The sequence below is a fragment of the Caulobacter vibrioides genome, from assembly GCF_002858865.1.
In the GTDB taxonomy this organism is placed as follows: domain Bacteria; phylum Pseudomonadota; class Alphaproteobacteria; order Caulobacterales; family Caulobacteraceae; genus Caulobacter; species Caulobacter vibrioides.
The window spans coordinates 105452-118609 of record NZ_PJRR01000019.1 but is presented as its reverse complement, the minus strand read 5'-3'; the positions used below and the strand labels follow the sequence as shown (position 1 = coordinate 118609).

The following is a 13158-nucleotide window of genomic DNA, read 5'->3' as shown; positions in this document are numbered from 1 at the left end:
GCCTGACTCATCAAGACGGAACGACGACGGATTGCAAAGTGGGATACGTGACAACGATGGATCAGACCTTGGCTTACAAAGTCAGTGGTCGATCGTGCGCCCCCCAACTGTGAACTTCCACTTCCACCCCGACCAGAAGATCGGAAGGTCCGCTTTCGGCGCCGGAGACCGGCTTTGTCGGTAACGGTGTATCCCCTCATTTGAGGGCGGGAATGACGGAGGTTATAGGGCCAAAACAAACACTCCCCCCTGTGTCATCCCGGCCGAAGCGCGCAGCGCGGAGCGCCGGGACCCAGGGGCGGCGCGCACAGCGTTTCGTCACCCCCTGGGTCCCGGATAGCCTCTGCGAGGCTTCCGGGATGACACCGGTTTTAAACCCCGACCTCCCCGGCGAACGCCGGGGTCCAGATCGAACCCACTGACCTTGGTGAGCCGGCAAGGCGGCCAGGCGCGAACACCCAAACCGCTCCGGATGTATCTGGGCCCCGGCGTTCGCCGCACTGGCGTGTCGCCGGGGAGGTCGGATGGTGGGATGAGGCGTCCGCTCTTCCACCGTCATCCCGCGCTTCATGCGCGGGACCCATGGTGCAGCTTCCACGTGAAAATGTGAGCGATCCCCGCCCGTGCGGCGGACAAATGGGTCCCGCGCATAAAGCGCGGGATGACGGGGATTGTTTGGGAAAAGTCCCCTGCCCTCCGCCCTCGGCGAAGGGAGCCCCCCTTACATCTCACGGCGAGACGATCGCAGGGCTGTCCAAGTCACTCAAGGACCGCCCGCCGGGCGGCCGCCGCGCGGCGACGCGGAGCGTCGTCCTTGACTGACTTGGTCAGTCCTGCACGCTGCAGCCTTCGAGAGATTTAAGGACGGGACTGCCGGGGCCTACGGAGTTCACTCTGCTCTCGATGGCCCGACGCCAACCTATTGGATAGAACTATGTCTATCGACCGCATGCATAAGCTTCGTGCATCCCCCAATTTCAGGCTTCATGAGTTGCCGGAAGAGGAGCGAGATGACGCTGGCTCCATACGCGCAAACATCGCAGAAATGCACCGTCGCTCGACGTCCTTTTGGTCTGGTCGGAATCTATTCCAAAGATGCGCAGAACAATCTGTATTCGACTATGCCAACCAAAGAACTTACCACGAGTGGCAACTTTGTGCCGCGCGAGACTGCGTTATGAGCATTTATCACTTTGGACGCATTATTGAAGGCATCGACATATCAATATCAAAATGCCCACAGCTACGCGAGATCATCGACGGCAAATCAAAACGGGAAGCGAGAAAGCGCTTTGAGCGCTATTTCCCTTCCTACATCACACTAAGACATGCAATTGCGCACTCTGCCGAACGATCCAACACCCTAAAAGACGCTTCCCGTCACGGGAGATTATCTTCGCGTAAAATTGAACTAAACCCAGATGTTTCAGTCCTAGTTGGGAGCGAAGCAAGCATGTTGTTGGTACACGACAACATCTATGGCACCACATTCTCTTCAATGTGGGACGGCGCTCTCGTTCGTTGCGAGATCAATGATCAATCGGGCGTCTGGCTGGATGAGATTACAGATGCTTATTGGGCCTCATTCGATAAGATCATTGATCCAAATCCCGAACCTCCGCCAAGGATAACCGTATCGTCGCAGCCTCCAGCTGACTTCTGACAGATAGCAGATATCGACCCAAATTCGCCCACACCTCCCCCGCTCTAATCCCCATCATCCCCAGCCCCCGCACCTCCCCCGCCCCGCCGAAGCGGCCTATATCCCTGTCCTGACGTTCACCACGCTGGACCCAAGGCTTGTCCACCCAGTTCAAACTGCCGCTGGCTTCGCCGCTGACCCATGGGCGGGAGGACTTCGCCGTCTCGCCCAGCAATGGCGATGCGGTGGCGCGGCTGGACGCCTGGCCGGACTGGGCCGAGGGGCGCCTCGTGCTGGTGGGGCCGGCAGGGTGCGGCAAGAGCCATCTGGCGCGGGCCTGGGCGGCGGCGACGGGCGCGGTGGTGGTCGAGGCGGCTGATCCGCACGCCATGAGCGTCGACCTGTCGGCCCTGCGCGGCCGGCCGGTGCTGGTCGAGGACGCCGACCGCCGGGCGCAAGGCGCGGCGGTGTCGGACGAGGCGCTGTTTCACATTCTGAACATGGCCGGGGTGGACGGCGGGACCGTGCTGCTGACCGGCCGCACCGCGCCCCTGACCTGGAGCGCCGAGGTGGCCGACCTGCGCTCACGGCTCAACGCCCTGTCGGTGGCCGAAATCGCCGAGCCCGACGATGCGGTGCTGGAGGCGGTGCTGCGCCGGGCCTTCGCCGCGGCCTGGTGGAAGCCCGAGCCTGATCTCTACCCCTACCTTTTGGCCCGCCTGCCCCGCTCAGCCGCCGAGGCGCAAGCCGCAGCGGCCTTGCTGGCCGAGGCGGCGGCCGATGGCCGGCGGGAGCTGACCAAGGCCCTGGCGCGTGAAGTGCTGGAGGGGTTCGAGGGGGATGAGGGGTAGGCCGTGACGCTCCTTCTCCCCTTGCGGGAGAAGGTGTCAGCGCAGCTGACGGATGAGGGGTCGATCGCCCTATCCGCCCAGAAACCCCTCATCCGGCGCTTCGCGCCACCTTCTCCCACAAGGGGAGAAGGCGTTTTCAAGCTGTCTTCACCGCGTCATTCACCGCGTTCACCATGACGGAACAAAGTTCGCCTATATAGAGTCCATGACCGACGCCCTGCCGATCGCCGCCAACGCTCCTGTCGCCGCCAACGCCAGCGCCTTGACGCTGGACGCCGAGCTGATGGCCTCGCCCGAACGGTTCTTCAATCGCGAGCTGTCGTGGCTGGCCTTCAACCAGCGAGTGCTGGAGGAGAGCTCCAATCCGCGCCATCCGCTGCTGGAGCGGCTGCGGTTCCTGTCGATCAGCGCCAACAACCTCGACGAATTCTACATGGTGCGCGTGGCCGGCCTGAAAGGTCAGGTGCGCGAGGGCGTGCGGGTGATCAGCCAGGACGGCCTGATCCCCAGCGAGCAGCTGAACCGCATCAACGCCTCGGCCGCCGAGCTGATGGCCGAGCAGCAGAAGATCTGGCGCCTGCTGCGCACCCAGCTGTGGGACGAGGGCCTGAAGCTGCTGGACGCCAAGGACATCGAGGGCGACGACAAGGTCCGGGCCGAGGAGATCTTCCGCAACCAGATCTTCCCGGTGCTGACGCCGCTGGCCATCGATCCGGCCCACCCGTTCCCGTTCATCCCGAACCTGGGCTTCTGCCTGGCGCTGAAGCTGCGGCGGATCGCCGACGACAAGCACCTCTACGCCCTGGCGCCGATCCCCTCGCAGGTGCGGCGGTTCTGGGAGCTGAGCTCGGTGGTGTCGCGCGGGCGCAAGCGCCAGCGCAAGATCGTGGCGCTGGAGAGCCTGATCATCCTTTTCCTGGAGCACCTGTTCCCCGGCTACGAGGTCGAGGGCCGGGGTCTGTTCCGCCTGATCCGCGACAGTGACCTCGAAATCGAGGAAGAGGCCGAAGACCTGGTGCGCGAGTTCGAGGCGCGGCTGAAGAAGCGGCGTCTGGGCCAGGTGGTGCGGGTCAAGATCCAGACCACCATGCCGGCAGACCTGCGCGACTTCATCGTCGAAGGCCTGCGCGCCGAGCCCGAGGATGTGGTGCTGCTGGACGGCAAGCTGGGCTTGGCCCAGATGAGCGAACTGATCCCGCCGGACCGTCCGGACCTGAAGTTCCCGCCCTTCAACGCCCGCTTCCCCGAGCGTATCCGCGACCACGGCGGCGACTGCTTCGCGGCGATCCGCGAGAAGGACATCCTGGTCCACCACCCGTTCGAAAGCTTCGATGTGGTGGTGCAGTTCCTGCGTCAGGCCGCGCGCGATCCGAACGTGCTGGCGATCAAGCAGACCCTGTACCGCACCTCCAAGGACAGCCCGATCGTGGCGGCCCTGATCGAGGCGGCCGACAACGGCAAGAACGTCACGGCCCTCGTCGAGATCAAGGCCCGCTTCGACGAGGAAAATAACCTCAAATGGGCGCGCGACCTGGAGCGGGCGGGCGTGCACGTGGTGTTCGGCTTCGTCGACTGGAAGACCCACGCCAAGCTGTCGGTGGTGGTGCGCCGCGAGGGCGAGGCCCTGCGCACCTATTGCCACTATGGCACCGGCAACTATCACCCGCAGACGGCCAGGGTTTACACCGACCTGTCCTTGTTCACCTGCGACCCGGCCCTGGGGCGCGACGGCGGCAAGCTCTTCAACTTCATCACCGGCTACGCCCAGCCCGGGCGGCTGGAGAAGCTGTCGTTCTCGCCCCAGACGCTGAAGCCTGATCTCCTGCGGATGATCGCCCTGGAGGCCGACGCCGCGCGCGAGGGCCGGCCGGCCGGGATCTGGGCCAAGATGAACGCGGTCGTCGACCCGCAGATCATCGACGCGCTGTACAAGGCCAGCCAGGCGGGCGTGCAGATCGACCTCGTCGTGCGCGGCATCTGCTGCCTGCGTCCGGGCATCAAGGGTCTGTCGGAGAACATCCGGGTCAAGTCGATCGTCGGCCGGTTCCTGGAGCACTCGCGCATCGTGGCCTTCGCCAACGGCGCGCCCATGCCCAGCGCCCAGACGCGGCTCTATATGAGCTCGGCCGACTGGATGCCGCGCAACCTCGACCGCCGGGTGGAAAGCCTGGTGCCGATCGAGAACCCGACCGTGCACCAGCAGGTGCTGGACCAGATCATGGTCGCCAACCTCAATGACGAGGCCCAGAGCTGGAAGCTGGGCAGCGAGGGTGACTACGCCCGCGACCCGGCCTGGAAGACCAAGGGCGCGTTCTCGGCCCACGACTACTTCATGACCAATCCCAGCCTGTCGGGACGCGGTCACGGGGCCCGCGACCTGCCGCGCGCCTTCGACCACGTGGGTCCCAAGCGCAAGCGGTGAGGCGCACAGCCCTCGCCGTTCTGCTGCTTCTGCCGGCCCTGAGCGCCTGCGCGCCCAGGGGCGAGCGACGGGCGGAGATCTGCGCGATCCAGGCCCTGCCCGCCCGTCCCGGCTTCGACCGCTTCGGCGCGCCGCCGCCGGGCGTCGAGAAAACCGCCCAGGCCACGGCCGAGGTCTATGGCCCCGGGATCGCCGGCGGCTATGGCGTGCGCTGGTGGGGCCCCTGCGGTCCCAGCGCCAAGAGCACCGACATGCTGCTGCTGGGCCCTGCCCCCTGGGCCCTGACCAAGGGCGGCCCCCGCGCCGACGGCCACCAGGTGGCCTACGGCACCTGCTACCACCGGCGCGAGGCCGACGGCTGGCGCACCGTGGCCTGCCGCATCAATCCCTAGGCCGGACCGGATAAAGTCATCCCCATGGAAATTCGTCGCGAGACGAACGGTCCCGCTTTCCCCCGACGGGGAATAGGCTAAAGGACGCGCATGCCCTTCCAGGCCCCGCGCGACGCGGCTGTAATCGATATCGGCTCAAACTCGGTCCGCCTTGTGGTGTACCGGTTGGAGGGCCGCGCCATCTGGACCGTGTTCAACGAGAAGGTGCTGGCCGGCCTCGGCCGCGACCTCGCCAAGACCGGCCGCCTGTCGCCCGAGGGCGTCGTCCAGACCCTGCAGGCGCTGAAGCGCTTCCGCGCTGTTCTGGAGGCGGTCAATCCGGCCGAAACCTTCGTGGTGGCCACCGCCGCGGCCCGCGAGGCCCTGGATGGCCCGCACTTCATTACGCGCGTGCGCGAGGAGACCGGTTTCACCGTCCGCGTGCTGTCCGGCGAAGAAGAAGCCCACTACGCCGCCGTCGGCGTGCTGGCGGGCGCACCCCACGCGACCGGCGTGGTCGGTGACCTGGGCGGGGCCAGTCTCGAGCTGGTTCACCTGTCGGCCACCGGTGCGGGCCGTGGGGTCACCCTGCCGCTGGGCCCGTTCAGCCTGGCGGGTCCCGGCGGGACCGGCAACGGCTTCGACGGCGAGCGCGTACGGCGCCTGGCCCAGGAGCGGCTGGCGCCTGTCGCCGCCGATTTCCGCACCGACACCTTCCACGCCGTGGGCGGCGCCTGGCGCAACCTCGCCCTGCTGCACATGCGGCTGTCAGGCTATCCGCTGCACGTCGTCCACCAGTACACGATCAGCGCCGGCGAGGCGCTGGACGCCGCACGCCTGGTGGCCCATCAGTCCAAGAGCTCGCTGGAACGCATAGAGGGCATGAGCAAGAAGCGCTCGGAGACCCTGCCCTACGCCGCCATCGTGCTGGAGACCCTGATCGAGCAGCTTCAGCTGAAGCGGATCGAAATCTCGGCCTATGGCGTGCGCGAAGGGCTGCTGTTCGAGGCCATGCCGCCCCGCGTCCGAGGGCTGGACCCCTTGATCGAAGGCTGCGGCGCGCTGGGCCATCGGCAGGGCGTCGCCGACGAGCTGGGCCCGGCGCTCGACGCGTGGATCGCGCCCGCCTTCGAGGACCTTCCGCCGCTGTTTGGCGACCGGGACCGCGTGCTGATCTCCGCCGCCTGCCGTCTGGCCGACATGGGCGTGCGCCTGCACCCAGACCATCGCGCCGACCTGGTGTTCGAACAGGTTCTGCGCGCGCCGATCGCCGGCCAGGGCCACGCCGAGCGCTGCTTCCTGGCCACCGCCGCCCACGCCCGCCACGCCACCAATTTCCACCCGCCGGAACTAGAGACGCTGGAACGCCTGCTGAGTCCTGCCCAGCTGAAGCGCGCCCGCGCCCTGGGCGCGACCATCCGCCTGGCGTGCGACCTGTCGGGCCGCAGCCCCAGCCTGCTGGGCCGCTCGCGCCTGACCCTGGATAGCGCCCATCTGATTGTGTCTGCAGAGCCGGGCTTTGCCGACCTCGTTCTTGGTGAACAAACCAATAAGCGCGCCAATACTGCAGCACAGCATCTTGGACTCAAACCCAAGATCATAGCGGCCTGATACAGGTATAGTTCAGATTTCGCTCATGATTAACTGGCTGTGAATCTCCCCAATACGGGGCAATTGACAGAATGCCGCACAATTCTGCAGGAAAAAAGCACGGTTTGTTAGCCTTGCCACGCGCAACCTTCCTCCAACAACAAATGTGGAGGTCAGTGATGTTGCAGCGTAAGTTCGACTATCTCGACGCTATCGCTCCGGCTGCGGCCGCTCGCAAGCGCCCCGAACTCCGAGTGGCCAATGACCACGACGCGCCGGTGACCAGCGCCGCGCGCACCCTGCAATCGGAACTGGGCCGTGTGTTCGCCCAGGAAAGCAGCTGGTCGGTTCGCCGCACGGTCGCCATCGGCGTTGTGTTCCATCTCGGCATCTTCTGCGCTCTGGGCCTGGCCGCCGGCGGTGCGCTTTCCCAGTTCGCCCATTGATCGCTCAGGCTTCCTGACCGCGTCTACCCCGGCTAGTCCGCCAGTTCTGAGCCACTCGGCATCGGATCACCCCGATCCAGCTCGAGAAAATCGGTGAAGGGCAGCCCGTAGACGCGGTCAAAGAACTCGGCCTGGTAGCGGAACGGCAGGTTGGCGTCGCTGTTCCACAGCATGACGATGCCCGTCCGCGTCGCCGGCTCGAACATCATGGTCGCGCGATACCCCGCCACCCCGCCGCTGTGGCCGACCAGATCGTGACCGCGGTAGGTGAAGCTGCGCATGCCAAGGCCATAGCCCGGTCCCTTGAGCTCCCGCGCGATATTGAGGCGGCCGTAGGGACGCCCGGTGCCGACCCGGGACCGTTGAACCTCGCCCAGTACGGACGGCGACAGCACGTCGGGCCGCAACCCCATCTGGGCCTGCATCCAGATCGCCAGGTCCACGATCGTCGAGTTCACCCCCGCTGCAGCCGGCACGTGATAGTACGCATCAGAGAACGGCAGCGCACGACCGTGACGCGTTGGCCTGGCCCATTGGGCCGAGGACTTCAAACCGGCCTCCCCGAAGGTCGTGCTCTTCATGCCCAGCGGCTCGAACAGACGGCGTTTGACCGCTTCGGCATAGTCTAGACCGGTGCGCGCGTGGATCACCTCGGTGATCGTGTCATAGGCGATGTTCTGATAGGTGTGACAGGTCCCGGGCGGACACACCGGCTTCAGCGCCGCGAACGATCCGCGAATGACGTTCGGGTCCTCCCCGTCCTCCAGCCGACCATCGTAGGCGTTGCGACCCAGGCCCGTGCGCTGGGAAAGCAGTTGCTCCAGCGTCAAGCCCACCTGCGCGTCGCCGGGCAGCTTCAGACTGGTGTCGAACGCCGAAAGCGGATCCTGAAGTGATAGCGCGCCATCGGCCGCCAATCGGGCGGTCAGGGTTCCCGCGACGGTTTTCGACAGCGAGGCCCAGCGGAACACGGTCCGCGCATCCACCGGCGCCCCGCCCTCTGCTGTGACGCCATAGCCCTGAACGAAGGAAAGTCGCCCCTTCTCGACGACGGCGACCGCCAGTCCCTGCATCGACCGATCGGTCATCATCGCCCGCAGGCGGCTGTCCACGCCGCGGTAGTCGATATCGCCCCGCCAGTCTTGCGGCCGCTCGGGCGGCGCGGGCGCGGCGGCCAAACCATGCGGCGCGCTCGTCAGGCGACCGGTGGTGCGCGGCAGGAGCATCGCGCCGAGAAGCAGCAGCAGCAGCACCGCCGCGCCGACGGCCACCCAGATGCGATGCGGCTTGCTGACCTCGACGCGCTCGGGGTCGATTTTGGGCACGGGATCCTGCGGCGGTTCGGGGGCAAATCAGCGACGCGCCGACTCGCAGCGCCGCATCCATTTCTAGTGAAGAAGCCGCCGATCGTCAGGCGCTAACGCTGTCCTCAGGCGAACAAGGCGGCATAAAGCTCGCGGGCGCTCACAGGTTTGGCGACACAGGCGGTCATGCCCGCATCGCGACAGGCCGCGACCTCGTCGTCCGAGACCGCGCCGGTGACCGCCACCACGGGCGTCTGACGATTGAGGCCCGCCGCGCGGAGCCGGCGCGTCGCCTCCAGCCCGTCCATGCCCGGCATGCGCACATCCATCACGATGGCGTCGAAGCGCTGGTCTTCGCACACCGCCAGAGCGCTCAGCGCATCCTCGGCGACATCGACGACGGCCCCGAACGCCTCCAGAATCCCGCGCAAGGTGCGCCGGTTGATGTCATGGTCGTCGACGACCAGGATCCGCGGCGCGTCCAAGCGTGGCGCCAGCACGAGGTCCTGCTCTTCGGCAAGCGCCTGGATCGTCGGCTCGGCGCCCGCCGGGGTCGGCAGGCGCAGGACGAACCGCGCGCCGCCCTCCGGCGCAGAGCTGGCAGCGAGCTCGCCACCCATCAGACGCGCCAGGTCGCGACTGATCGCCAGGCCAAGACCCGTGCCGCCGAAGTTCCGCGCGGTCTCGCTTCCAAGCTGTTCGTAGGGATCGAACAGCCGGATGATCTGCGCCTCGGTGAGGCCCGGTCCGGTGTCCCGGACCTCGATCTCCACGGCCGCCGCCCCGCTGGCGACCGGCCGGACGTCGACGGTGATTCCGCCTTCCGTCGTGAACTTCACGGCATTGCTGATCAGGTTGTTGAGCACCTGCCGCAGACGCATGGGATCGCCCCGCACCCAGCGCGGCAGGCGCTCGGCGCCGGTCAAGGTCAGGGTCACCCCCTTGGCCTCGGCCGCCCCGCGCCAGAAATCGACGGCATCGGACACCTGAGCCCGCAGGTCGTGGTCGACCATTTCGACGCCCATGCGGCCGGCCTCGATCTTGGACAGATCCAACAGGTCGTTGAGCAGGGTGCGCATCATCCGGCCCGCATCGGCGATGAGACCGGCGCTGCCCGCGTCCAAGCGTCCAGCGCCATTGACGATGGCGTTGATCGGCGTTCGCAGTTCATGGCTGACCATGGCGATCAGGGCCGAACGTGCGGCCACTTGGGCCTCGGCGGCGCGTCGCGCCTCCCGCTCGGCCTTCATCGCCCGGTGCGACCATAGGAAGGTCATGGCGATGGTCAGGGTGAACAGCCCGCCGCCGATCAGGAAGTACGGCAAGACCGGATCGCCGCCGCCGCCCGCAAGCAGAGGCGTGATGAACAGATAGGCCACGTGCGGCCCCGCGCCGCTGATGAACGCGACCATACAGCCTTCAGCCCCCATCAGGGCGGTGAAGATCGAGGCCGACAAGAGCAGCATCGCACCGGCGGCTCCGGCGGGCGTGCCCATCTCCCACAACGGCAGGGCCAGCCAGCCGAACACCGTGGCCAGGGCGACATCGGAAACGAGGTTGACCCAGACGCGGTCGGTCGGGTCAGCGGCGTTGATGAACCGCTTGAGCGCATAGAGCTCACAGATCTGGACGACGAGGTAGGCGACCGACCAGCCGAACAGGAACGGCATGTTCTTGAGGATCAAGGCCGCCACGCACAGGGTGACGATCACGAACAGACGCAGCGGAACCTGCTTGCGGCGCGACAACGCCGCCGGGCGATAGTCCTCAGCCAGGTTTGTCCAGAATGTCCGCAACACCGTTCCCATCTGGACGCGCACCCAGTCTGCCCGAGTTTAGATCGCGTTAGGTTCAAGCGTAAGCTATCGAACCGCCCGAAAGCGCCCTAACGCAATGCCCCCGGCGGCTGCATATCGACTTTCGGTCAGCCCGTCCAAGCGAGACAGGCTTGAGAGCCGCCAGCATCGCGCGTGAGGCCAGTTCAGGCGCCTGAAACCCGCGATCGAGGCGCCAGCGGGACGCCAAGACCGCGAATTTGAGCCTTAAACAAGGACGATCAATCGTTCTTGGGGGCGCGACGCACCTCGACCACCCGCACACGGGCGCCGTCCAGCACCAGCGCCAGTTCGCCGCGCTTGATCTTGAGCGCATCGGAACCGAACGCTTCGCGTCGCCAGCCCGTAAGGGCGGGCGTCGTGGCGTTGTCATCGGCGGCGATCTTCTCAAGGTCGGAGACCGTGGCGATCAGCTTGGAGGCCACACCGGCCTCTTCCGCACGCGCCTTCAGCAGCACCTTGAGGAGCTCGACGACGGCGCCGGCGTTCTGAGGCGGCGGCGGGCCGGGCTTGTCGACGACGGGCGCGTAGCCTTCCGGATCGGCCAGAGCGTCCTTGATCGCCGCCAGCAGGTCGGGACCAAACTTGCTGCCGCCAAAGCCCTTGGGCACGCCTCGCAGATTGTTCAGCGCCTCGAGATTGCCGGGCGTCTGGGTGGCCAGCTCGTCGATGGCCTCGTCCTTCAGGATCCGGCCGCGCGGCTGGTCGCGGTTCTGGGCGGTGCGCTCGCGCCAGGCGGCGACGGCCTTGAACACGGCCAGATACTTCGGCGCGGTCTTGCGCGGACGCAGGCGACGCCAGGCCTTTTCCGGGTCGACATCATAGGCGGCCGGGTCGGAGATGGCGGTCATCTCTTCCTCGACCCAGGCCAGACGGCCCGAGGTTTCCAGGCGCTCGCGCAGGATCGGGAACAGCTTGGCCAGGTGGGTCACGTCGGCCAGGGCGTAGCTGAGCTGCGCGTCGGTGAGCGGACGTCGGGCCCAGTCGGTGAAGCGGCTGGACTTGTCGATCTCGATCCGCAGCATCTGACGCACCAGGGCGTCATAGGCGATCTGCTCGCCGAAGCCGGCGGCCATGCCGGCGACCTGCGTGTCGAACAGCGGCTTGGGCATCGCCTTCAGATTGTTGAAGATCTCGACGTCCTGCCGGGCGGCGTGGAACACCTTGAGGATGCGCTCGTCACGCATCACGACCAGCAGCGGCTCAAGATCGATATCATCGGCGAGCGGGTCGATGACCGCTTCCTGGGTGGGGGACGCGACCTGGATCAGGCACAGCTTGGGCCAGTAGGTCGTCTCGCGCATGAACTCGGTGTCCACGGCGACGAAAGGCTCGCCCGCAAGGCCATTACAGAACGCCGCCAACTCGGCGGTGGTGGTGATCAGCTTCATCCGCTGCTAATAGCCTCGCGCACCCCCGAGTCTGCAAGCGTCAAGACGCGCCAAGCATGGCCGGGAAGCAAATTTTCCGCGAGTTCGGACGGCGTCGTCGCCTTCCGACAGACCAGAGCGAGCGAATGAGCGATCTGCCCAACGGCCTCACCTACGCCCAGGCGGGTGTCGATATCGATGCGGGCAACGCCCTGGTGGACGCCATCAAGCCGCTGGCCAAGGCCACGCGCCGCCCCGGCGCGGAAGCCAGCCTGGGCGGCTTTGGCGCGCTGTTCGACCTGAAGGCGGCCGGCTATGACGATCCGCTGCTGGTGACGACCACCGACGGCGTCGGCACCAAGCTGCGCATCGCCATCGACACCGGCATGCACGCCACGGTCGGCATCGACCTGGTGGCCATGTGCGTCAACGACCTCTTGGCCCAGGGCGCCGAGCCGCTGATGTTCCTGGACTATTTCGCCACCGGAAAGCTGGATGTCGAGACGGCCAAGAGCGTCGTCGCCGGCATCGCCGAGGGCTGCAAGATCTCGGGCTCGGCCCTGGTGGGCGGCGAGACCGCCGAAATGCCGGGCATGTACGCCGACGGTGAGTACGACCTGGCCGGCTTCTCGGTCGGCGCGGTGAATCGCGACGCCGTGCTGCCCAAGCTGGATCAGCAGCGCGCGGGCGACATCATCATCGGCCTGGGCTCGTCGGGTCCGCACTCGAACGGCTACTCGCTGGTGCGCCGCGTGGTCGAGCGCTCGGGCTTGGCCTGGGACGCGCCCTGCCCCTTCGAGGACGGCAAGACCCTGGCCGAGGCGCTGATGGCCCCGACCCGCATCTATGTGAAGTCGCTGTTGCCGCTTCTGAAGTCGGGCCGCGTCAAGGGCGGCGCCCACATCACCGGCGGCGGCCTAATCGAGAACCCGCCGCGCGCCATCGCCGAGGGTCTGGCCGCCGAGTTCGACTGGAACAGCTGGGCCATGCCGCCGGTGTTCGACTGGCTGGCCCAGACCGGCGGGATCACCGAGCACGAGATGCGCCGCACGTTCAACTGCGGCGTGGGCTTCATCATCATCGTGGCCCAGGCCGACGCCGAGCCGGTGCTGGCGGCCCTGCTGAACGCCGGCGAGGACGCCTTCATCTGCGGCCAGCTGGTGAAGGCTTAGGCCACCTTCTCCCCTTGCGGGAGAAGGTGGCCCGCGCAGCGGGTCGGATGAGGGGTTGCGCGGCGGATTCCGCTCGCGGCTGACGCCTTCTTCGACCCCTCATCCGTCGCCTGGCGGCGACACCTTCTCCCGCAAGGGGAGAAGGGTTTTGGGGA

The 13158-nt window shown here is 66.7% G+C and carries 10 protein-coding genes; 7 read left to right on the top strand and 3 right to left on the bottom strand.

Annotation, left to right across the window (positions count from 1 at the left end; all coding sequences use genetic code 11):
- Positions 1–934: 934 nt before the first annotated feature.
- The 6 genes from CVUC_RS19750 (at position 935) to CVUC_RS14780 (ending at position 7322) form a co-directional block, all read left to right on the top strand.
- Positions 935–1663, top strand: a complete 729-nt coding sequence (locus CVUC_RS19750; RefSeq protein ID WP_125469928.1) for a hypothetical protein — start codon at positions 935–937, stop codon at positions 1661–1663.
- Between the two features lie 137 nt (positions 1664–1800).
- On the top strand, positions 1801–2493 hold the full coding sequence (hdaA, locus tag CVUC_RS14800; RefSeq protein ID WP_096033265.1) for a DnaA regulatory inactivator HdaA: 693 nt from the start codon (positions 1801–1803) through the stop codon (positions 2491–2493).
- Between the two features lie 205 nt (positions 2494–2698).
- Positions 2699–4915 carry an RNA degradosome polyphosphate kinase gene (locus CVUC_RS14795; RefSeq protein ID WP_096033264.1) on the top strand — a complete coding sequence of 739 codons (2217 nt, stop codon included), beginning with the start codon at positions 2699–2701 and terminating at the stop codon, positions 4913–4915.
- Entirely contained in the window at positions 4912–5307 is a 396-nt protein-coding gene (locus CVUC_RS14790; RefSeq protein ID WP_096033263.1) for a hypothetical protein, read from the top strand. The genes CVUC_RS14795 and CVUC_RS14790 overlap by 4 nt, the downstream gene beginning before the upstream one ends.
- Before the next feature lie 90 nt (positions 5308–5397).
- Positions 5398–6897 (top strand): Ppx/GppA phosphatase family protein, encoded by a 1500-nt coding sequence (locus CVUC_RS14785; protein ID WP_010919577.1) that lies wholly within the window; start codon positions 5398–5400, stop codon positions 6895–6897.
- A 155-nt stretch (positions 6898–7052) separates the two neighbouring features.
- Entirely contained in the window at positions 7053–7322 is a 270-nt protein-coding gene (locus CVUC_RS14780) for a hypothetical protein (protein ID WP_164468126.1), read from the top strand.
- Between the two features lie 32 nt (positions 7323–7354).
- Here the strand turns inward: CVUC_RS14780 and CVUC_RS14775 are convergent, their stop codons facing one another.
- The 3 genes from CVUC_RS14775 to rnd form a co-directional block, all read right to left on the bottom strand.
- Positions 7355–8647 (bottom strand): serine hydrolase domain-containing protein, encoded by a 1293-nt coding sequence (locus CVUC_RS14775; protein WP_164468125.1) that lies wholly within the window; start codon positions 8645–8647, stop codon positions 7355–7357.
- Between the two features lie 104 nt (positions 8648–8751).
- Positions 8752–10434: an ATP-binding protein gene (locus CVUC_RS14770; RefSeq protein ID WP_010919574.1), complete on the bottom strand. Its 1683-nt coding sequence runs from the start codon at positions 10432–10434 to the stop codon at positions 8752–8754.
- Between the two features lie 248 nt (positions 10435–10682).
- Entirely contained in the window at positions 10683–11852 is a 1170-nt protein-coding gene (gene rnd, locus CVUC_RS14765; protein ID WP_096033261.1) for a ribonuclease D, read from the bottom strand.
- 125 nt (positions 11853–11977) lie between these two features.
- On the opposite strand from rnd, the gene purM reads away from it, so the two are divergent.
- The gene (gene purM, locus CVUC_RS14760; RefSeq protein ID WP_096034773.1) at positions 11978–13003 is read left to right on the top strand and encodes a phosphoribosylformylglycinamidine cyclo-ligase; all 1026 of its coding nucleotides are present in this window, start codon (positions 11978–11980) and stop codon (positions 13001–13003) included.
- Positions 13004–13158 lie beyond the last annotated feature (155 nt).

Bases quoted from the DNA above. Each gene is read 5' to 3' on its own strand.
- CVUC_RS14770 (WP_010919574.1), bottom strand. From the start codon at position 10,434: ATGGGAACGGTGTTGCGGACATTCTGGACAAACCTGGCTGAGGACTAT.
- CVUC_RS19750 (WP_125469928.1), top strand. From the start codon at position 935: ATGTCTATCGACCGCATGCATAAGCTTCGTGCATCCCCCAATTTCAGG.
- rnd (WP_096033261.1), bottom strand. From the start codon at position 11,852: ATGAAGCTGATCACCACCACCGCCGAGTTGGCGGCGTTCTGTAATGGC.
- purM (WP_096034773.1), top strand. From the start codon at position 11,978: ATGAGCGATCTGCCCAACGGCCTCACCTACGCCCAGGCGGGTGTCGAT.
- CVUC_RS14785 (WP_010919577.1), top strand. From the start codon at position 5,398: ATGCCCTTCCAGGCCCCGCGCGACGCGGCTGTAATCGATATCGGCTCA.
- CVUC_RS14795 (WP_096033264.1), top strand. From the start codon at position 2,699: ATGACCGACGCCCTGCCGATCGCCGCCAACGCTCCTGTCGCCGCCAAC.